Annotated in this window: 21 protein-coding genes; 5 read left to right on the forward strand and 16 right to left on the reverse strand. The window is 68.8% G+C overall.

Features of this window, described 5'->3' with window-relative positions; translation table 11 throughout:
* Positions 1-106: 106 nt before the first annotated feature.
* From ACI2KI_RS05805 to ACI2KI_RS05865, 13 genes are all read right to left on the reverse strand, one after another.
* The gene (locus tag ACI2KI_RS05805) at positions 107-523 is read right to left on the reverse strand and encodes an AlpA family transcriptional regulator (RefSeq protein WP_081461855.1); all 417 of its coding nucleotides are present in this window, start codon (positions 521-523) and stop codon (positions 107-109) included.
* Positions 520-711: a hypothetical protein gene (locus ACI2KI_RS05810; RefSeq protein WP_003164900.1), complete on the reverse strand. Its 192-nt coding sequence runs from the start codon at positions 709-711 to the stop codon at positions 520-522. Before ACI2KI_RS05810 ends, ACI2KI_RS05805 begins: the two co-directional genes overlap by 4 nt.
* Complete coding sequence (locus tag ACI2KI_RS05815; protein WP_115616103.1) at positions 704-985, reverse strand: hypothetical protein; 282 nt, start codon at positions 983-985, stop codon at positions 704-706. Before ACI2KI_RS05815 ends, ACI2KI_RS05810 begins: the two co-directional genes overlap by 8 nt.
* Positions 982-1,581 (reverse strand): lytic transglycosylase domain-containing protein, encoded by a 600-nt coding sequence (locus ACI2KI_RS05820; RefSeq protein WP_040345370.1) that lies wholly within the window; start codon positions 1,579-1,581, stop codon positions 982-984. The genes ACI2KI_RS05815 and ACI2KI_RS05820 overlap by 4 nt, the downstream gene beginning before the upstream one ends.
* Positions 1,575-2,084 carry a S26 family signal peptidase gene (locus ACI2KI_RS05825; RefSeq protein WP_081461856.1) on the reverse strand — a complete coding sequence of 170 codons (510 nt, stop codon included), beginning with the start codon at positions 2,082-2,084 and terminating at the stop codon, positions 1,575-1,577. Before ACI2KI_RS05825 ends, ACI2KI_RS05820 begins: the two co-directional genes overlap by 7 nt.
* Positions 2,081-3,241 carry a TrbI/VirB10 family protein gene (locus ACI2KI_RS05830; RefSeq protein WP_050796647.1) on the reverse strand — a complete coding sequence of 387 codons (1,161 nt, stop codon included), beginning with the start codon at positions 3,239-3,241 and terminating at the stop codon, positions 2,081-2,083. The genes ACI2KI_RS05825 and ACI2KI_RS05830 overlap by 4 nt, the downstream gene beginning before the upstream one ends.
* A complete protein-coding gene (gene trbG, locus ACI2KI_RS05835) occupies positions 3,238-4,116 on the reverse strand; it encodes a P-type conjugative transfer protein TrbG (protein WP_115616102.1) in 879 nt (292 codons plus the stop codon). Before trbG ends, ACI2KI_RS05830 begins: the two co-directional genes overlap by 4 nt.
* A complete protein-coding gene (gene trbF, locus ACI2KI_RS05840; protein WP_404618446.1) occupies positions 4,095-4,562 on the reverse strand; it encodes a conjugal transfer protein TrbF in 468 nt (155 codons plus the stop codon). Before trbF ends, trbG begins: the two co-directional genes overlap by 22 nt.
* 317 nt (positions 4,563-4,879) lie before the next feature.
* Positions 4,880-5,827, reverse strand: a complete 948-nt coding sequence (locus ACI2KI_RS05845) for a DUF2493 domain-containing protein (protein WP_178827212.1) — start codon at positions 5,825-5,827, stop codon at positions 4,880-4,882.
* Between the two features lie 308 nt (positions 5,828-6,135).
* The gene (locus ACI2KI_RS05850) at positions 6,136-6,591 is read right to left on the reverse strand and encodes a GcrA family cell cycle regulator (protein ID WP_003164934.1); all 456 of its coding nucleotides are present in this window, start codon (positions 6,589-6,591) and stop codon (positions 6,136-6,138) included.
* Positions 6,592-6,740: 149 nt separating this feature from the next.
* Positions 6,741-7,160, reverse strand: a complete 420-nt coding sequence (locus ACI2KI_RS05855; protein WP_003164935.1) for a single-stranded DNA-binding protein — start codon at positions 7,158-7,160, stop codon at positions 6,741-6,743.
* Between the two features lie 31 nt (positions 7,161-7,191).
* Positions 7,192-7,542 (reverse strand): hypothetical protein, encoded by a 351-nt coding sequence (locus ACI2KI_RS05860; protein WP_003164936.1) that lies wholly within the window; start codon positions 7,540-7,542, stop codon positions 7,192-7,194.
* A gap of 134 nt (positions 7,543-7,676) precedes the next feature.
* On the reverse strand, positions 7,677-9,605 hold the full coding sequence (locus ACI2KI_RS05865; RefSeq protein ID WP_404618450.1) for a JAB domain-containing protein: 1,929 nt from the start codon (positions 9,603-9,605) through the stop codon (positions 7,677-7,679).
* A gap of 196 nt (positions 9,606-9,801) precedes the next feature.
* On the opposite strand from ACI2KI_RS05865, the gene ACI2KI_RS05870 reads away from it, so the two are divergent.
* Together ACI2KI_RS05870 and ACI2KI_RS05875 are read left to right on the forward strand one after the other, a co-directional pair.
* A complete protein-coding gene (locus ACI2KI_RS05870) occupies positions 9,802-10,257 on the forward strand; it encodes a thermonuclease family protein (protein WP_225910420.1) in 456 nt (151 codons plus the stop codon).
* A gap of 548 nt (positions 10,258-10,805) precedes the next feature.
* Entirely contained in the window at positions 10,806-12,083 is a 1,278-nt protein-coding gene (locus ACI2KI_RS05875; protein ID WP_040345387.1) for a hypothetical protein, read from the forward strand.
* 288 nt (positions 12,084-12,371) lie between these two features.
* Here ACI2KI_RS05875 and ACI2KI_RS05880 read toward each other — a convergent pair whose 3' ends face one another.
* The 3 genes from ACI2KI_RS05880 to ACI2KI_RS05890 form a co-directional block, all read right to left on the reverse strand.
* The gene (locus ACI2KI_RS05880) at positions 12,372-12,872 is read right to left on the reverse strand and encodes a pyridoxamine 5'-phosphate oxidase family protein (RefSeq protein ID WP_003164943.1); all 501 of its coding nucleotides are present in this window, start codon (positions 12,870-12,872) and stop codon (positions 12,372-12,374) included.
* A gap of 82 nt (positions 12,873-12,954) precedes the next feature.
* Positions 12,955-13,410 carry a DUF305 domain-containing protein gene (locus ACI2KI_RS05885; protein WP_198935240.1) on the reverse strand — a complete coding sequence of 152 codons (456 nt, stop codon included), beginning with the start codon at positions 13,408-13,410 and terminating at the stop codon, positions 12,955-12,957.
* 450 nt (positions 13,411-13,860) lie between these two features.
* A complete protein-coding gene (locus ACI2KI_RS05890; protein ID WP_088491595.1) occupies positions 13,861-15,021 on the reverse strand; it encodes an acetate/propionate family kinase in 1,161 nt (386 codons plus the stop codon).
* A 155-nt stretch (positions 15,022-15,176) separates the two neighbouring features.
* On the opposite strand from ACI2KI_RS05890, the gene ACI2KI_RS05895 reads away from it, so the two are divergent.
* Genes ACI2KI_RS05895 through ACI2KI_RS05905 form a run of 3 tightly spaced genes read left to right on the forward strand, consistent with a single transcriptional unit; the run spans position 15,177 to position 18,485 of the window.
* On the forward strand, positions 15,177-15,416 hold the full coding sequence (locus tag ACI2KI_RS05895) for a DUF2933 domain-containing protein (protein WP_050796666.1): 240 nt from the start codon (positions 15,177-15,179) through the stop codon (positions 15,414-15,416).
* Positions 15,417-15,418: 2 nt separating this feature from the next.
* Positions 15,419-16,054: an isoprenylcysteine carboxylmethyltransferase family protein gene (locus tag ACI2KI_RS05900; protein WP_207826242.1), complete on the forward strand. Its 636-nt coding sequence runs from the start codon at positions 15,419-15,421 to the stop codon at positions 16,052-16,054.
* Positions 16,055-16,109: 55 nt separating this feature from the next.
* Entirely contained in the window at positions 16,110-18,485 is a 2,376-nt protein-coding gene (locus tag ACI2KI_RS05905; RefSeq protein ID WP_003164947.1) for a cation-translocating P-type ATPase, read from the forward strand.
* Positions 18,486-18,627 lie beyond the last annotated feature (142 nt).

Below are 18,627 nucleotides of genomic sequence, written 5' to 3' on the forward strand. Positions count from 1 at the left end.
ATCACGGAATGACAGTTCGGCCCGCTCGGCGAGAGACGGTCCGAACTGTCCGTGAAGGCGAGGTCGGTCGCCCCCACGTCATCTTCTTAAGGCAAAGCCTGATCGCCTAAAAGCCGAAGTCGATCTGATCGACGTGGATCGGGCGGGCGCGCCGTTTTCGTTCAGGCGGTCTCGTAGCCTCCTTCGAGACCTCCGACTTCTCTTGTCGATCACAGACTCCATTCGACGCCGCCGGCGCTGAACGACCGGGCGCCCGGCGCGGCATGCCGGGCAGCCGAGGTCTCGAAGGCGGGACCAGCGCCCTCGTCGTCCCCCGCGCGCCCTTCCAGGCCGTCAGCTCGCTCTCCCACCACCCCACCCTACCCGGCGAAACCGTCACGGGCGTCGGAAATTCTCCGTTCCGCTGCATCCGCCAGGCCGTGGACCGACTGATGCCCGCGATGTCCTGGACACGCCTCCAGGGCAGCAACCGGTCCTCCGGTCCGCCTGAATCGATGAATTCTCCATCCACCCGGAAGTTCACGGCGCCAGGCCCAGGCGATGGTCGACGTCCCTGGCGAGGGCGGCATGGAGAAGACGGGCGTCATGCTCCGCATCCAGACCATCCCTTTCAGCCCATGCCTCGATCACAGCCTTGAGGGCGAAGCTCGTCGCCGGATCCGCGAGCAGTCCGTCCAACGTCGTGTGATCAATGGCGCCGATCTCACGCACGGCCCCGGCTCCTGGCCGCCGGGGGCGCGCCGGTCCGCACCTCGGTGATCTGCGCCTTCGCCCAGTCCCGCAACAGTCCGCGCGGGTAGTAGGGCCTGGAGCGGATATGGCGGCAGGGCGGACCGTTGGACGCCGTCGACCAGAGGCGCGCGAGGGTGGCGGGCTTGAGCCGGACGCCCAGGAGCGCGAGGAAGGCCGAGGCCTCCGCACGGGTCAACAGATCATCGTCGCCCTGCGGAACCATGGCGTCATCGCCGGAAACGTCAGGGATCATGGCGCGCCCTCCCGCCGGCACTGGCGTGAGTTCGTGACGACCCGGCCGGCGCTCAAGGCGAGATAGCATTCAATAACAGATTCAACGTACTGTTCGGTCTCCCTTATGCGAGGGACGCGCCCGAGGGAGGCTACTCTGGCCGGCCCGGCGTTAAACGCAGCCAGAGCCAGCCTGACGTCCTGAAAACGCCTGAGCTGGCGCGCCAGGTAGTCCGCGCCGCCGCGCAGGTTCTCAACCGGGTCGAAGCGATCCTCGACGCCGAGGTCCCGCGCTGTCCCCGGCATGAGTTGCGTCAGGCCCGCCGCTCCGGCCGGGGAGACAGCGTTCGGCCGATAGGCGCTTTCTGTCAAAACGAGAGCGTGGAGCAGCTTGGCGTCCAGTCCATGGCGGGCCGCCGCCGCCGCGATCGCCTCGCGATAGGGCGGATCCAGATCGGGAATGCGGACGATCTCCTCATCGACCGTCTCAAGGATCACGACGGTCGGCGCGCCGAACATGTCGCCCCCCGCCGCACGCCAGTCCACGCTTTGCGCCTGTACGACGCCAGCGGTCCCGGCCAGCGCGAATGAAAGGGTCAGTGCGCCCAGCCTCACCATGTCGCCACCGCCGTGAAGACGCCCCTGAGTTCGCGGCGATTCACCGGGCCGAAATAGCGGCTGTCGAAACTCTCTGCAGCCTCCCCCAGCAGGAAGACCTCATCCGCCTCAAGCCGACGGCACCCTGCCCATGCCGACAGGACAGCCCCGCGCCTGTCCTGCCCAAGCACCCTCGCCTCGCCTGCCGGGGTGAACACCCGCTCGCCCTCCCGGCAGACCACGTCGCCGTCCACGGCCGCCACCCGTTTGAGCAGGAGCATGTCGGGCGGAGCGCCCAAGCTCGCCAGGTAGGCCCGTGCGCTGTCAGGCTGAACGGAGGCCGCCGTCGCGCCTCGCTGGACGTTTTCGCCGGGACGCCGGACGTAGAGCCCTCGCGGAAGGCTCCGGGTCTCATTGATAAGGACGAGTGTCGGCAGCGCTCTGGCGGCCGCCGGGAGGCCCGGGACGGCCGTCACCGCAACCAGGACAGCCGCCCAGCCGCGGGGCGTGAAGGTCCGGATCATCTGTAAGGCTCCAGGATCAGGTCGCGGGTGATCATCACCTGGACGCGCTCGCCCGCCTGCACGCGCACCACGGGCCGCACCTCCAGTTCCCGGTCGATCAGGCGGCCGCCGACCCGCGCCCCTTCGATCGCCGCGGCGTCGCCGGCATCCCCGAGGAAGGAGCCCCCGCCACGAACGCCCTCGTCGCGCGCCATCTGTCCCAGGGTGGTGACGGCCCCGGCGAACAGGGTCCCGATCACCAGGGCGCCGAGACGCCGGTCGACCCGCCCCTGCACCCCGACGGCGCCGCGCGCGTCCACGCCCGGCTCGGCCTCCAGCACCAGGCTCTTGCCATTGGGCAGGATCAGCCGCTCCCACACGATGAAGGCGCGCCGGTCGCCATAGGCGCTATCGCCTTCATGCCGCCCGATGAGCCGGGAGCCCTGGGGCGCCAGCAGGTGCCGGCCGGCCACTGTGTCGTAAAGGTTCTGGGTCATGGCGGCGATCACCGGCCCCGGCCGCGAGGTATCCACCCCCGTCAGCAAGACCGCCGGCATGAGGGTCCCGGCCTTCAGTTCGAAGGGCGAGATAGGGGCCGTCAGGCCGTGCCGGTTGTAGACGTCGCTCCCGGGCGCCCGCCCTAAATCTCCGGTGCGCGTCGAGACCGGCTGCAATGCCGCGGCGACGGGCGCAGGACGATCCGCACCGGCCGTTTCGAACATCAGGCCCGAGCGGACGGCCAGGTCCCGCGCATCGGGCCCAGCGCCCCGGCCCTGCGTCGGCGCGTTGTAGCCGCCCGCTACGGGTTCCCTCCGATCGCGCCCACGGACATGGGTCGCCACCGGCTCGGCGGCTGCTTCACCTCTCGGAGGCGGCAGACGGTCATATGTGGCCGGCTGGTCCGTCACCTGCTCGGCCGGTCGCACAGCGCGCCGGACATCGTCGTCGCGGCCTCCCGCCACGCGGGCGCGGGACGCCTCGCGCAGCTCCGGCTGCACCACGAAGGCCCAGGTCAGGGCCCCGGCGAGCACCAGGCCGGCGCTCCCGATGACCAGCTTCACCATCGACGACCGCAGCCGGACCACGGCCGGACGCGGCGCGCGGCCGTCGAGTTCCAGCGCCGGGCTCTTGGGAGCGGCTGCGGACTGGCCGACTCCGGGAGGCTGGACATCGTTCATGGCCGCGCCTCCCCGAGACGCCGAATTCGCACGATCTGCGGTCGGCGCTCCCCGATCCGCAGTTCGGCGCGATCGAACAGCCGGTCCGCGATGAAGAGGCCGCCAGACTGCCTGTAATTCACGTACTGGGCCTGTCCGTCCGGGGCGATGACGAACAGGGCCGGCGCCTCCCCGGCCTCCAGGCCCGGCCCGAAGGCGATGAAGGTGCGGCGTCCGTCGTCGAACACGGCCGTCGGCGTCCAGGCGATTCTTCGCCCCTCGATCGCGTAGCGAGCGTTCAGCGGCCCCTCGGGTCTCACCGGTCCAACTTCCGGCATGGGCGCAGGCTCGATCGGATCAGACGCAACGACCGCCGGCGGCGTGTCCCAGGCGATCGCCGGATTGAAGGCCTCGGGCGCCCCGCTCTTCAGCGCGATCAGATAGACGCGCCGGTCGGTCGTCAGGATCAAATTGGTCTCCAGCCCGCGCTGCAGCGGCTTCAGCAGGACATGGGTTCGCCGGCCAACCCCATCGCCGGAACTCGCCTCTCCCACCTGCCAGCGGACCGTGTCTCCGGCCGCCTTGGCGACCAGGGTCTCGCCTTCCGCCAGGGTGAGGGTGGTGACCCGCAGCGGCGAGGTCCAGACCTCGTAGACCCGTCCGGGCGACCAGGCGAAGACCTGGATCCCGCCCTCGAACCGGTCGGAACGCGAGGCCGCGCGCGCCTCGACATTGGCGTCGGCTATGGCGCGTCGGCCTCTTCGCACGGTCGGCCCGGGCGCCGCCTCGACATAGGGCCGCGCTGTCTCCGCCACAGGTTCGACCGGGTCCGGCAGGGGCGACCAGGCGGCGAGCAGTCCCGCGCCGAGCGGGATCATGAAGCGTCGGGGGTCCATGACACGTCCTCAATTTTCAATCCGAGAGGGTTCTTCATCAGCTCCGCCTCATTGCGCGGGGCCTGGACGCCGGTGGTGATCAGGGCCCGCCATCGTTCGCTCCCGGCCGACTGGCCGTTGATGAACCGGGTCTCGCGCCACTGCAGGTCGAAAGTCCGGCCCGATCGCCGCACGACGTTGAGGACCTCGACGTTGACGGCCTCGCGCCCGACCTCGGCGAAGGGGTCGCGAGTCTGGGCCCAGGCGTTGAGGAAGGACGCCGCCTTAGGCGTCAGCAGGTCGTAGGCCCGCAGCCAGTTCTGGCGAAGCACGATGGGATCAATGCTCTTGGAGCGCACGTCGCGGATCCATCCGGCCAGGGCGTGGCCGACCTGGGCGTCGTTCGGCTCGTAGCGTCCGCCGATGGCCGTGATCCTCTGGGTCTCGCCCCAGTCGGACACCTCCATCCACTGCCTCCGGCGACGACGAGATTCCGCGACTTGCCGCAAGTCGTCAGAGCCTCTCCATCCGCCGCCTAAGTCATGGAGAATATAGCTGAAACAGGACCTGCCGATCTCCTCCTTTTATCTTGCCCTAAGCCCCATTTCCCAGATTTCCGGACATTGCATTCAACACCGACCACATCCGATCAAACCCCGTCAAACTCGCCGCCACATTTCGCTACGAGGCCGCCGCCGCCCGCCACAGCCCTCCGGACGGCATGACGAAACCCGCCCGGCCGAAGCCGAGCGGGTCAGGTCGAACGCCATGACGTCGATGTCTCTCAGTGTGGTCGCGATCGTACCGCCAGATGCCGAACGCCCTGTTCCATCGCCTTCTGCCCGAGGTTGAGCGCCGGCCCGAACGGACGCCCGTCCGCCGCCCTCGCCTCGTCCAGGGAGCGGGCCAGAGTGAGGCAGCAGGTCGGCTCGAGCGCGATCAGGTCGTCGTTCGCCCTGAAGGGAGCCGCCTTGCCGTGGGCGTCGAAGTCCGCCCGGGCGAGGATCAGCTTCACCCCCTTTTGCTTCGACCACTGGATCGCCAGCTTCTCGGCGCCCTTCGCCCCCGTGGTCGCGAGCGCCATGTCCGGCCACTCCGCCAGGGCCCAGTTCAGGGCGTCGAAGATCCTCGCCGCATCGTCGCGGCTGTCAGCCGTCGGCGCGCCCCTGAAGGCCACCACCGGTCCGCCCGGATGGGTCTCTTCCGCTCGCCGGTTGCGGATCGCCCGGATCGCCTGTTTCGCCTCCAGCTGGGCGGCGGTCAGATGCGTGCCGCGCCGGCTTCCGCGCCAGGCGGTCCAGACCTCGCCGGTGGCGACCGTCCAGGTCTCGGCCGCGGCGTCCCGGATCATTTCGGCCGCCCTGGTCGCCGCGTCGCCGGCCCGGCCCCTGGCCGTCGCTTCCTGAAGTTCGACGTCGGCCGCCTCCGATCCGTCGAAGTCGCGATCCAGCCGGCGCATCGCATCGCGCGCCCGGTCCGCATCGCGCTCGATCCGTCCGGCCGCCGAATGGAAGGCGCCGATCAGGGCTTCTCCAAGGAGGGTCTGGAAGTCCTCCAGCGCCGTGTCGGAGATCAGGTCCAGAAGTTCAGTCATGAGGGCGCGCCCGAGCTGAACCAGGGCCTCCTCGGTCGGATGCGGGCGCATATCGCCGAGCGTGGCGGTCAGGTCGTCGAAGGCGGAGTCGGACTTCTGGGCGAAGGGCGAGGTGAAGGCGGGGTTCGAGCTGTGCATCGGATCATTTCCTGTTCTGAAATGTCGCAGCGCCCCATGCGCAACGACCCCGCTCCTGGCCACGTCGGGGCCCCCGGCGGTCACCGGAGCGGACCGCCTCTCGCGGGCCGTGGAGGGAAACGGCGAAGCCGTTGACGGCCGGGGTGACGTGACAGGATCGGAGGGCGTTGTGTGGGGCATGTCCTCGTCCCTCTTGGGACGAGGACGCCTTTCGGCGCCGTCGCGCCGATGGGGACGATGGACAACGCACGCCCCCGACCGCGACGACGGCCGGCCGTCGTCGCCTGCACTCGCGTTCGGGATACCCATCAGTCGATGGCGACCGACCTCAGCAGACTGTCGACCGAACAGGATCGACGCTGATAGCCGACGGCGGCGTGCGCGGCGCAGAAGGCGCCGCGCGCGACCGTCCGGCCGCACAGGCCGAACCCGGCTTCGCCCGGATGGCCGTAGGGCCATCGACACTCCCCCCGTCCGACAGTGAGGACGGTGGCGGTGGCGGTCGCGGGCATGTCAGGCCGCGCATCAACGCGAGGCGAACGCAAGGACGTCTTCGGTCGATGGGCGCCCGCTCGCGACCGGACGATGGACAAGGCCGCGACCTGAGGCCCGCGCCCCAGGCCCAGTCGGTGGAGCTTGCCGAGAACGGCGCAGCGGGAGACCTCGCGCCCCAGGTCGCGGGCGATCTGGGCGGCGCTCCACCCCTGGCGCCAGAGGTCGGTCAGGCGAGCAATCCTGTCTTCGGTCCAGATGGAGGCGGTCATGACGAAACCCGTGGTCAGCGAGCCCGATCGGCTCGCCCCAGACCGCCCTTCCTCCGTCCTCCCTTCCTTCGTCCTCCCTGGCCGACACGACAATGGCCCGGCGCAGAGGCGCCGGGCCAGGACGTCAGCCTGAAAGGGCCGGATCTGGATCAGAACGGGATGTCGTCATTCAGATCGTGAGCGGCCCCGGCCTTCTGAATGCCGCCGTCGGCGGACTGGTCTCCGTCGGTGGCGCTTTCGCGACGGTTCTTCAACCGGATGTCGTCCACGACCAGGCGGAGGTCGTAGTGTTCGACGCCGTCCTTGCCGGTCCAGCTGTCATTTTCGACATGGCCCTGGATCACCACCCGGCTGCCTTTCCGGGCGAAGGGCGCAATATAGTTCTCGGTCGTCGCCTCGTTGAAGCAGATGCAGTTGAAGCCGGTCGTGCGCTCGCCCGGCGTGCCGTCCGAACGACGAAACCGCGTCGTCTCCAGCACGCGAAAGCTCGCGCGCTTCCTGCCGGAATCCTTCGCCGCGAGGATGGAAGGAGCGGCGGTGAGATAGCCTTCAAGCGTCAGGGTCTGCATGGTCAGTCTCCTTGAAATGAATGATGAGGGATCAGGCGGCCGCCTGTTCGGGAACGGCGGCCTGGCGATCCTCGGCCCAGTCGAGGACCGTCAGCCGGTTCACCACCAGTTCCTTGGCGGCGCGTTCCGTGCCGTCGCGGGCCGTATAGGCGGTGTCGATGAAGGCGCCGACGACGAGGGCTTCGCAGCCCTGGGCGAGCCCCCGGGCGATGACCTTCTCGTTCAGCCCCTTCGACCAGCTGACGCAGTTGACGCCGACGATACGGTCCTTGCCCGCAAGGTCCACGCCGCGCTTCTCGAGCAGCCGGAACACCGCCTTGGCGAAGTCCGGACTGATCTGGGGGTCGGCCGCCAGCCGGCCGGTGAACACCATGGTCTGCATCTTCAGTCTCCTGTTGATCCGAAGCGTCCAGGGAGCCGTTCTCCCTGTTCCGCCTCGCCCCTGATCCTCCCTTCCTTCGCCCTCCCCCGGACCGATCCCGCCGCGCGCCGCGCGACGGAACCGGCCCTCGACCGTCAGACGGCCTGGTTCCGCAGGACGGCTTCGCCGGCCGGCGTCACCACGAAGACTCCAACTCCATCGAGGCCGCCGAGGTCCGGATCGTCATCGCGCCCGGGTTCGTTCCCCGTCTCGCCCCCGGTCTCGTTCCCGGTATCGTCCCCGATCTCGACGTCGGCCCCGTCGCAGGCCTCGTCGCAGGCCGTCGCCTCGCCCCCTTCCGACCCAGGCTCGGCCTTCGGCCCGTCCGCCTCACCCGACGGTTCGGCGCCCTCGGTCGCGGCGTCGTCTTCCGGCGGCGCCGTCCAGGACAGGCAGGCCGGAGCCCAGTTCCGTTCGGCCGCCTGATCGGCCGTCCAGGCGACCAGTTCGGTCTTCTTCAGCCGCCCGACCTCCTCCGACGACGCGCCCATGGCCGCGAGCATGCCCAGCAACTGGTCTTTGGAGTGCGACTGAAGGAAGGGCGCGTCCGGCGTCCACACGCGCGTGACATCCGCCTCGCACAGGGCGGCCAGTTCGGCGGCCTCGGCCCGGGCCGATCCCCGGACCAGGGTCGTCCTCTCTTCACGCAGATCCAGACTGAGGGCCGTCAGTTCGGCGAGCAGGCCGAGCCGGTCATCGGCCGCCAGGCCGTGCACCCATGCGACCAGGGCCTGGCCGGACGCCTCCCAGGCGCGACGTCGATCGTCCAGACGCTCGCGCACCGCCCCATCCAGGGCCTCGATCACCCGGCCGCCGGTCGGGCTGAAGACAGAGGCGGTCACGGTCAGGGCGGTTTCAGAACGGCCTATCGAGGGGCGGACCGCCAGGACGCTAAAGAGACGCGCCGTCAGGGCGGTCAGGGCGACATCGGGCGCGTCGGCCAGGGCGCGGATCAGCCCCCGCGTCGCGACGTCGGTGCGCACCGCATGGAGAGCGTGGGTCACCCCTTCGGTCTCCGGCTCCGGCGCTTCGGCGCGTGGCGGCGCATAGGCGGGCTGCGACCGCCTCCAGATCTCCGGCGCCGCCTCATCGTCGGCCTCGAAGCCGGCGTCGTCGTCGGGCTCCGCCTCGGCTGGTCCGTAGCATTCGACCTCCACCCCGATCCGAAGCGACGGCCGCAGCACCACGACGGTCGCGACACGCTCGCCCGATCCCGCCTGGTCCTGGGCGATGCGTGCGCGGATCAGGGGCTCCAGCCTAGCGACGACATCGTCCCCGACCCCTTCCGCCTCCAGGACGTCGGCGGCCGCCTGGGCGCGCTCACGGGCCTCGCGGTAGAGGGTTGCCGAAGCCTCCGAAAGCGCGCCGCCGTAGGCGTAGCCAAGTCGCTCCAGATCTTCGGCCAGGTCCGGGGACGGACCCGCGCTGAGATGGACCGTCAGGCCTTCGCTCTCCAGAAGGGCTGCGACCTCTCCCGTCCGTTTCATCCAGGCCTGCGTCAGCCGGTCGGGATCGAGCAGGACCGGCGGCCGCTCCCCGAACAGGTCGGTCTCGGTCCGGCCGCCCGCAGCCGCATAGACGGGGGCATGGTCTACCGTCCCGTCAGCGCGCCCTTCGTCCTTCATCAGGATGTTGCGGCGGTCGAGGTAGAGGACGCGAAACTGCTCGCGAGGCGCATGGGCCATATCTGCGCGGAGATAGGTCGTCAGGGCGGTCCATGACGACAGGACCGGTCGATGGCAGGCCTCCGCCCTCGCCATGGCCACCGCCAGCGCCCGGATCCGTAGGAGATCGGCGACCGCGGCCGTCGCGAGGCCGGCACGAAGCAGGGCGGCTTCATCAGCCGCGGCGACGTCGGCCAGCCCTCCGAAGTCCGCGATCAGATCGGCGGCGGCGGCCCGGCTGGCGGCTGGAGACTGGGTTCGCGAAAGGATCGCCGCCAGAAGGTCAAGGTCGCCGTCCTCCACGGTCGAGGCTGGCGCAGGGGCGAATTCACGGATGTTCGACGCGGGTCGGGACGACATGGCGTCCTCCTGTTTGGCGCTCCCGATCGGAGCGCTCCCAGCCGCCCTTCCTTTTCCTTCACCGGGATACCCGGCTCACGGCCCGTTCACCCATTGGCCCTAGCCTGTCTCGATGAGCTCGAAACCATCCCGTTCAACCGGCTCTCGCAAGCCATACCGGCGCAACAGTCGCTTCCTCTCCATGACGGCGACCCTCATGGCTGTCGCCTTCATCGCCGCCCTGAACTGGCCTGCGGCGGACGCCGTTGGTCACGCGTCGCCGCCCGCCACGGCCGATGCAGACGCGCTTCCATCGTCGCCGTCGGAGACGGGTTTCCGATGCAATGTGGCCTATGTGAACGACGGCGACACCCTGCGCTGCAAGGACGGTACAAAGATCAGACTCCACGCCGTGGCGGCGCGGGAGGCCGACGAAACCTGTTCGCCGGGCCATCCTTGCCCGACCGCCAGCGCCGCTTCCGCTACAGCGGAACTGAACCGGCTTGTCGCGGGCAAGACCCTTCGCTGCGAGCAGACCGGCCGAAGCTACGACCGCATCACCGCCATCTGCTGGTCGCCGTCGGGCGAAGAGATCAATTGCGCCATGATCACGAGCGGCACGACCCTGGTCTGGGAGACATTTGACCGGCGCAAGCCGCTTTGCGGGCGCTGACATTGACGACAGCAGAAGTCACCGGGAAAGCCTTCGCGGAGAAGGTGCTCCAAGTCGACGACGCGACAGCCTGTGCGTGGCCTCACCGCCCACCCGGCCGCCTGGATCGAGGAGCGCCATTCTGATTCCGACCCCGCCGAACTGGACCGTTCCACCGGCCGCGCCGACCCCGACAGCGTGATCCGCCTCATCGCCTGCCGCCGGCTCCACTGCGGCGCAGTCCGGAGCCGAAAGGGCCTGGTCATCATCCATGACCGGGCTATCGCCTCATGCAGGCTCAACGGACGCCGCGCCGGCGCCCTTCTCCACGGCCGGGCGCCGAGAAGGCGGGATTTATCGCCGGAATCTTCGGTCGTCCGGCGGGCCTTCGCCCGCAGCGACGTATCGAACCCGGGACGGCGCGGGGCCGAAACGATCCCGCCGTCGCGCACCGGCGCTCCAGAAGTCGAACGCACGCGGATTGCTTCGCAAGACGAAGCCGTCGCACAATCCGGTACGCGGCCGCTGGGACCTGACACCCTCGATCCCGGCCCGATCAAAGGAACACCATGGCGACAACCGACGATACCCGTGACGGCTCCTTCGACGCGGTGCTTAACAGGGATTGTTTCTGCATCACGCTGGACCGGACCCGTCTGAGCTCGGCGATCCGTCAGCAGGCCGGGGAGCCGGACCTTGTCTCGGCGCTGCTTGCGGATCGACCGAACCTGTTCTCCGGCGGGCCTGTGTTCCTGTCCGCCCAGGACATCGAGGCCATGCTGGTCGTCGTGGCCGCCATCGAGGCTGCGGCCAGGACCCCGGCCTATCAGGAGGCGGTACTGGGTTGGGGCCCGGCCATCGCTCGCCGGGACTTCGGCCCGCGCGGGGTCTTCATGGGCTATGATTTTCATCTGGGCGACGGCGGTCCAAAACTCATCGAGGTGAATACCAACGCCGGAGGAGCATTCCTGAATGCGTTTCTTGCTCACGCCCAGGGCGAATGCTGTCGCGAGGCCCAGGACGCCATGCGCGCGCGGGTGATGGGAGACTTCGAAGCCCTCGTCTGGCGGATGTTCCTGAACGAATGGGCGTTGCAGGGTCGCTCGGGTCAACCGCGGACAATCGCCATCGTCGATGACCGCCCGAAGGATCAGTATCTGTTCCCGGAGTTCCTGTTGGCGCAGCGGTTTTTCGAACAGCGCGGCGTTACGGCGTGGGTCGCCGATCCCTCCGAACTCCATTTCTCCCAGGGGCGACTGGAGCATGAAGGCGAGATTGTGGATCTCGTCTACAATCGCCTCGTCGACTTCTCCCTCGGTGCTGACGGGCACGAAGCCCTGCGTGACGCCTATCAGAACGGAGCCGTCGTTCTGACGCCCAGTCCGCGCAACCACGCTCTGTTCGCCGACAAGCGGAACCTGAGCCTGCTGTCAGACCCGGACATGGTCGCCGGTTGGGGACTTGCTCCGGATCATCAGAGAGGTCTTTCGGCGATCCCGAAAACCACCCTGGTGACTGCCGAGAACGCAGAGAGGCTGTGGACGACGCGCAACCGATATTTCTTCAAGCCGGCCGGCGGCCATGGTGGCAAGGCCGTCTACCGCGGCGACAAGATCACCCGGCGCGTATGGGCGGAAATTCAGCTCGGCGGCTATATCGCCCAGGAATTCGCGAAGCCCAGCGAACGTCGGATCAGGGTCGACGGCGAGATCCGTTCGCTGAAGCTCGATGTCCGTCTCTATGTCTACGACGGCGACCCGCTACTGGCGGCCGCCCGAGTCTATCAGGGCCAGACGACAAACTTCCGAACTCCGGGCGGGGGCTTTGCACCGGTTTTTGTCGTCTAGGCCCGGCGGGCGCGGGATCAGAAATCCCGGTCAATAGGCCTCACGGAGGTTGGTGTGGCGGCCGTCACGCCGAACGACACCAGCCCCGTGACGGCGCCGATCAGAACGCTCCCGGCCGTGTGGCCCGAAGCGTTCTGATCGCGCCATGGATCGGCATCAGGCCAGTCGTGCTCATAGGGGCCCAATCGCCCTGAAGACGCGACGGAGCCACCGCGCCAGCCCGGGCCACTCGATCCGGGCCACGGCAGATCCCATCTCTGGGCGACGGACGACAGTATGATCCCATGCCTATGAGGATGAAGGCGGGTTGTCCTGGCGACTGCGTGGCGCCTGATCGTCACGCAGGTCGATCAGTTCCGTCTGACCGAAGGTTCTGCTGTAGTCCAGGACCGAGACGATGGTCGGGCGCAGGCGAACCACCACCACCCCCTCCAGCACCGCCGCCGGCGCAGGACGCCCTGGTCTCGGAAATTTCCTTAAGACCAGATCAGCCACTCTCAACAGCTCCCCGGGGTCCGTAACACGCTCCGCCCTTGCCGCGAGCGAGATCGCCTGGATGTCTTTAGAAGTCTCGTGATCGGGCGTGACGGTCGCGGACACCCGGGAGTCACGGGCGATGTTTCCAATCTTCTGCGAGTGGGGCGCCGTCCCGAAATAGATGTCGAGCTCATCGTTGACGAAACTCACAACCGTTGCATGCGGCCAACCGTCTTCACGCACCGTCGCCACGGTCAGGGTGTCGGCGCGGCCGAGAATGGAGAGGATCAGCTGCCTCTGCTCAAGTTCCAACCCAAATCCTCCAGCCTGGCAGGGAGCACGGACGGCGACGGACAGAGCATGATCAGGCCCCGCCGTGCCGCCCTCGTTACAATCAGCCGGGATGACGCTCAAGCCAGGATTCGAGCTCTGCGATTTCTCTCGTCTGCGCGTCGATGACCGCCTGAGCCATGCGACGGACCTCAACGTCTGTCGCATCACTTCCAAGCAGAGCCTGCGCCATAGCGACAGCCCCTCTATGGTGGGCGATCATCTTCCTCGCCCAGGTCCGCTGGGTGTTCACATCGGTCGCCATCATCATGGCGCGGTGCATGCTCATCTCGGCCTCAGAAAAGGGTGTCCGAGCCATGTTCATTCCCGGCGGCATCTGCATGCCGCCCATCATGCCGGAGCCCTGGGCCGCATGCGGCGCCTGCATGCCGCCCATAGGTCGATCCGGGGGCGCCGTACCTGAGGCAGGCGCGCTGGCGCACCCGGCGGCGGCGAGCAGGGAAAGTGTTGACAGGGCGATGGCCGTCCGCCTGACGGGCCGTTGGGCGAAGTTGGTCATGGACGTGAATCCTCTGGATCAAGCCATCTGCCAACGGGATGTCCGCGACATGACGGCTGCGGCCGTGCTTGACCCTGATCTGAACGAACGTCGGCATCCTTGGTTCAGTTCACCAGGCGAAGTACGCCCTGACCGGTGCAGCGGCGCTGGTCAGGGATCCGGCGCAAACCGAGGCTGAGCAAGACGCCGATCCCGGTCGCTACGGAAGCTCGTTCCAGACCCGCGCTGCACCGTCTTCCGGCGCCTGCGATGGATCACCTAGCGACGTCACGGGATTCTCCCGGGGTTTCGGTGGACGCAGCGCTTCCGGGTCGCAGTCCCCGGCGACGCAGGCGCCGCCGGCCGCCTCCCGCGGCCCTGGTCGGGTCATCGCCGGCCTCCTTACAAGAGCCCACCGGTCCCCGTCGCAGCGGCCGGTGAACGCCGTCCGCGCCCCCTGCCCCCGGCGCTTCATTCCGCCAGATCAAGCAGCGCCGCCGTCTGGCGCGCGATCACAACCTCCTCGTCTGTCGGTATCATCCAGACCGCCACGGCGCTGTCGGCCGCATTCAGACGGCCGGCGCCGCGCTCGTTCGCGGCGGCGTCGAGCCTGACCCCGAGCCAGCCGAGGCGCGCGCAGATCTCGGCTCGGATCCGCGGCGCGTTCTCGCCGACACCCGCCGTGAAGACCAGGCCGTCCAGCCCTCCGAGGCTGGCCGCCAGCGCCGCCATCTCGCGCGCGGCGCGATGGACGTAAAGATCCAGAGCCTCGCGCGCCGCCGGTTCGCGGCTCTCGAGCAGGTCGCGCATGTCGCCGCTGAGGCCAGAGACGCCGAGCAGTCCCGACTGGCGATAGAGCAGATCGGTCAGGCCGTCGGCGTCCAGTCCCCCCTCGCGCAACAGATAGAGCACCGCGCCCGCGTCCAGACTGCCGCAGCGCGTGGCCATGACCAGACCGTCGAGCGGCGTGGCGCCCATGGTGGTGTCAATGCTGCGCCCGTCGCGGAGGGCGCACAGACTGGCTCCCCCGCCGAGGTGGGCCGCGACCACACGGCCGGCGGCCGTGGGAGGGTCGAGCGCCGCCAGACGTCCGGCGAGATACTCATAGGACAGGCCGTGAAACCCGTAGCGGCGAAGACCCCGCGCCTCCCAGACCCTCGGCAGAGCGAAACGGTCAACCACGGGATCATGGCCCGCGTGGAAGGCGGTGTCGAAGCACAGGACCTGCGGCAGCCCCGGCCGCGCGGCGCGAAGGGCGGACGCCCCCGCCAGCGACTGGGACTGGTGCAGGGGGGCGAGCGGCGCGAGCGCCGCCACGGCCGCGAGGACCGCCTCCGTGACAAGCGTCGCCGCGCAGAAACGCGGCCCGCCATGAACCACCCGATGGCCCACGGCGGCGATCGGTCCGGGCAGGCGCATCTCAAGCCACCCGAGGAGGTCCGGCGCCGAAGTCCGAGGCCAGGGCTCGTCTGAAAGAACCGCCCCGGCCGGGTCATAACTCAGCAGTCGGGGCGCCTCGCCGTGCATTTCGATCCGGCCGCGCAGACAGGGCGCCAGTCCGCCCGGCCCCTGATCGAAAACGCCGAACTTGCAGGTCGAGGACCCGCTGTTGAGAGCAAGAATGAACGGCATGCCCGACTGCACTCCCCACCTGACCGCGACCCAGCTGTCCACGTCTGACGCTGACGACGGGCGGCTCTTACGATCGTCGACGCCACGCGTCCGTAATGTTTGGCCGGGTGGGGCGTCAGACGACGGGATGGTGTTCAGCACGGAAGGCGCCTCGCATGACCTCCAAATCCCCGGCCGCCGGCCGGGTCTTCAGGCTTCTGACCCTGGGCGCCTTCGCGGCGGGGCTGGCCTATCTGCTGATCGGCGAGCACCGGGTTCACCTGCTCGGCTGGGCGCCGTTCCTGCTGTTGCTGCTCTGTCCCCTGCTGCACATGACCATGCATGGCGGCCATGGCGGGGGGCACGGCCCCGACCACCCGGGCGACCGCGCCCGTCCCCCAGCTCCGGAGGCCTGATCATGGCGGAACCGCAAACGTACGGGCTCTGGTCGCTGGTGGCCCTCAACTCCATCCTGTTCATCTTTTTCGCCTTCACCTTCTTCAAGCCGAAGACGGCGAGGGACTGGCGCGCCTTCGGCGCCTTCAGCGCCTTCCTGATCGCCTTCTTCACCGAGATGTACGGTTTCCCGCTGACGATCTTTCTGTTGGCCGGTTGGTTACAGAGCCGCTTTCCCGGCGTGGACTGGTGGTCCCATGACGCCGGACACCTGCTTGAGATGATGTTCGGCTGGCGAGCGCACCCGCACTTCGGGCCCTTCCATATTCTCAGCTTGGTTCTCGTTGGCGGCGGGTTCTGGCTCCTCTCCGCGGCATGGCCGGTGCTCTATAGCGCGCAACGAGAAGGCCGGCTGGCGACGACCGGTCCCTACCGGTCAATCCGCCAGCCGCAGTATGCCGGTTTCGTGCTGATCATGATCGGCTTTTTGCTTCAATGGCCGACGCTGCTCACCCTGGCGATGTTCCCGGCGCTGGTCATCCTGTACTGGCGCCTCGCCATGGCGGTGGAGCGAGAGACCGCCGCCCGCTTCGGCCCGGCCTGGAGCGCTTACCGGCAGGCTACGCCCGCGTTCGTTCCCCGCCTACGCCCCCTGTAGGGCGCGGAATCCCACCGACCTCAAGACTGAACTGCTTTCGACTGGAATTTCCTTCATGCATACTACTACCGTCGATGTTTCCGGTTTCAGCACGCCGCTGGATTCACTGGTGATCGAGAAGCACCTGCGGGGCCTGAAGGGCGTGCTGGAAGCCGCCGCCAACTTCGGCTCGGCGACCGCGACGATCCGATATGACGAAGCCCTGGTCAGCCAGGTCGAACTGGAACAGGCGGTGCGGGATTGCGGCTTCCACTGCCGCGGCGAGGTCGTGCCGCGTCACATCTGCGTCCCGCATGAGGAGGTCGTGGACGCCCGGTCGCACCTCCAGCATCCCGCAGCTCCGGCGGCCGCCCATGAGGGCCACGCGCCCTCTGCTCATCCTGCCCAAGCCGGCGCCGACGACATGGCCGAGATGGGGCACGGCCCCGGCATGGACATGCAGGCCATGGCCCGGGACATGCGCAACCGCTTCCTCTTCGCCGTCGCCTTCACCCTCCCGATCTTCCTGCTCGCCCCGATGGGCATGGACTTCATGCGAGTGGAGCCGCCGTTCGGCCTGCCGCTGAAGCCCCTGCTGTTCGTCCTGGCCAGCGCCGCCATCCTCTATCCGGGCTGGCCCTTCTACATCGCCGCCGTCCGGGCCCTGCGACGCGGTGTGCTCAACATGGCGGTGCTGGTCCTGCTCAGCGTCGGCACCGGCTACCTGTTCAGCGTCGGCGCCACCTTCTTCTACGACGCGCCCGACTTCTACGAAGCCTCGGCCCTGCTGCTGGTCTTCATCCTGATGGGCCACTGGCTGGAGATGCGGGCGCGGGCCGGCGCCTCGGACGCCATCCGCAGGCTGATGGACCTGGCGCCGCCCACCGCCCGGGTGCTGCGCGACGGCGTCGAGGTCGAGGTCGCGACCTCCGCCGTGCTGGTGGGCGACCGGGTGGTCGTCCGGCCGGGCGGCCGCATCCCCGTGGACGGCGTGATCGAGGACGGCGGCTCCGAGGTCGACGAATCCATGCTGACCGGAGAATCCCTGCCCGTGACCAAGGGCGCCGGGGATTCCGTGACCGGCGGCGCGATCAACAAGACCGGCGCCTTCCGTTATCGGGCGACGCGGGTAGGCGCCGACACCGCCCTGGCGCAGATTGTCAAGCTGGTGCAGGAGGCGCAGAACTCCAAGGCCCCGGCCCAGTTGCTCGCGGACCGCGCCTCCCAGTGGCTTGTGCTGGCCGCTGTCGTCATCGGCCTGCTCACCTTCGGCGTCTGGTTCTGGGCCCTGGGCCAGACCCTGCTGTTCGCCCTGACCCTGACCATCACCGTCTTCGTCATCGCCTGCCCCGACGCTCTTGGCCTGGCCACGCCCATGGCGATCATGGTGGGCACGGGGCTGGGGGCGCGCCACGGCGTGCTGATCAAGAACGCCGCCGCTCTCGAGCATGCCGTCAAGCTGGACGTCATCGTCTTCGACAAGACCGGCACCCTGACCCTGGGCGCGCCGAAAGTGGTCCAGGTCACCCCCGCCGCCGGAGTGGACGAGACCGACCTGCTGACCACGGCCGCGGCCCTGGAGCGAGGATCCGAACACCACATCGCCAAGGCCGTGCTGGAGCGGACGAAGGACCTCCCCGAACTGGCCGCTGCCGGCTTCGAATCCTTCGGGGGCAAGGGACTTCGGGCGACCGTGGCCGGGCGGACCGTCCTCTCCGGCAACCGCATGCTCATGGCCGACAACGGCGTCGAGCTCGGGGAGCTGGCGACGGAATCCGAACGGCTGCAGGGCGCCGGCCGCACCGTAGTCCATATCGCCCGCGACGGGCGGGTCATCGGTCTGATCGCCGTGGCCGACGCCGTCCGCCCCACCGCGGCGGCGACCATCCGGCGACTGCAGGCCCTGGGCGTCAAGGTGGCCATGATGACCGGCGACAACCTCGGCACCGCACGGCGTATCGCCGGTGAACTGGGGATCGACATCGTGCTGGCGGAGGTCCTGCCCGGCGACAAGGCGCTCAAGGTGAAGGAACTCCAGGCCGCGGGCCACAGGGTCGGCATGGTTGGCGACGGGGTCAACGACGCCCCGGCCCTGACCCAGGCCGACGTCGGCTTCGCCATCGGCGCCGGCACCGACGTCGCCATAGAGAGCGCCGACGTGGTGCTGATGCGCAGCGACCCCGCCGACGTGGTCAAGGCCATCGAGCTGTCGCGCGCCACCCTGCGCAAGATGCATCAGAACCTGTGGTGGGCGGTCGGCTACAATCTCATCGCCTTTCCCCTGGCCGCGGGAGTCCTCTATCCCTTCACCCTCAGCCCCGAGATCGCCGCCCTGTCGATGTCCGGCAGTTCGGTGCTGGTGGCGGTCAACGCCCTGATGCTCAAGCGTCTGCGGCTGGGCGCCGGCATGGACGTCCAGCCGCCGTCGCGGTCAGCCGTAACGCAGGCGTAGCGTCGCCCCCTGCGGCATGGTCCGCCCGGCGCCGCAGGCCTGTCGTTCGCCTATGCAGACGAGGGGTCCTCCGCCGCTCCGGGATACGCAAGCGGTCCGGCGGCGTGCGATAAGGTCGCCGCCTCGCCTGTAATCCCGCGGC

The sequence above is a fragment of the Brevundimonas sp. NPDC046655 genome, from assembly GCF_044901625.1.
Taxonomy (GTDB): Bacteria; Pseudomonadota; Alphaproteobacteria; order Caulobacterales; family Caulobacteraceae; genus Brevundimonas.

Bases quoted from the DNA above. Each gene is read 5' to 3' on its own strand.
- ACI2KI_RS05815 (WP_115616103.1), bottom strand. From the start codon at position 985: ATGATCCCTGACGTTTCCGGCGATGACGCCATGGTTCCGCAGGGCGAC.
- ACI2KI_RS05820 (WP_040345370.1), bottom strand. From the start codon at position 1,581: ATGGTGAGGCTGGGCGCACTGACCCTTTCATTCGCGCTGGCCGGGACC.
- ACI2KI_RS05825 (WP_081461856.1), bottom strand. From the start codon at position 2,084: ATGATCCGGACCTTCACGCCCCGCGGCTGGGCGGCTGTCCTGGTTGCG.
- ACI2KI_RS05830 (WP_050796647.1), bottom strand. From the start codon at position 3,241: ATGAACGATGTCCAGCCTCCCGGAGTCGGCCAGTCCGCAGCCGCTCCC.
- trbG (WP_115616102.1), bottom strand. From the start codon at position 4,116: ATGGACCCCCGACGCTTCATGATCCCGCTCGGCGCGGGACTGCTCGCC.
- trbF (WP_404618446.1), bottom strand. From the start codon at position 4,562: ATGGAGGTGTCCGACTGGGGCGAGACCCAGAGGATCACGGCCATCGGC.
- ACI2KI_RS05845 (WP_178827212.1), bottom strand. From the start codon at position 5,827: ATGCACAGCTCGAACCCCGCCTTCACCTCGCCCTTCGCCCAGAAGTCC.
- ACI2KI_RS05850 (WP_003164934.1), bottom strand. From the start codon at position 6,591: ATGACCGCCTCCATCTGGACCGAAGACAGGATTGCTCGCCTGACCGAC.
- ACI2KI_RS05855 (WP_003164935.1), bottom strand. From the start codon at position 7,160: ATGCAGACCCTGACGCTTGAAGGCTATCTCACCGCCGCTCCTTCCATC.
- ACI2KI_RS05860 (WP_003164936.1), bottom strand. From the start codon at position 7,542: ATGCAGACCATGGTGTTCACCGGCCGGCTGGCGGCCGACCCCCAGATC.
- ACI2KI_RS05865 (WP_404618450.1), bottom strand. From the start codon at position 9,605: ATGTCGTCCCGACCCGCGTCGAACATCCGTGAATTCGCCCCTGCGCCA.
- ACI2KI_RS05870 (WP_225910420.1), top strand. From the start codon at position 9,802: ATGGCTGTCGCCTTCATCGCCGCCCTGAACTGGCCTGCGGCGGACGCC.
- ACI2KI_RS05875 (WP_040345387.1), top strand. From the start codon at position 10,806: ATGGCGACAACCGACGATACCCGTGACGGCTCCTTCGACGCGGTGCTT.
- ACI2KI_RS05885 (WP_198935240.1), bottom strand. From the start codon at position 13,410: ATGACCAACTTCGCCCAACGGCCCGTCAGGCGGACGGCCATCGCCCTG.
- ACI2KI_RS05890 (WP_088491595.1), bottom strand. From the start codon at position 15,021: ATGCCGTTCATTCTTGCTCTCAACAGCGGGTCCTCGACCTGCAAGTTC.
- ACI2KI_RS05895 (WP_050796666.1), top strand. From the start codon at position 15,177: ATGACCTCCAAATCCCCGGCCGCCGGCCGGGTCTTCAGGCTTCTGACC.
- ACI2KI_RS05900 (WP_207826242.1), top strand. From the start codon at position 15,419: ATGGCGGAACCGCAAACGTACGGGCTCTGGTCGCTGGTGGCCCTCAAC.
- ACI2KI_RS05905 (WP_003164947.1), top strand. From the start codon at position 16,110: ATGCATACTACTACCGTCGATGTTTCCGGTTTCAGCACGCCGCTGGAT.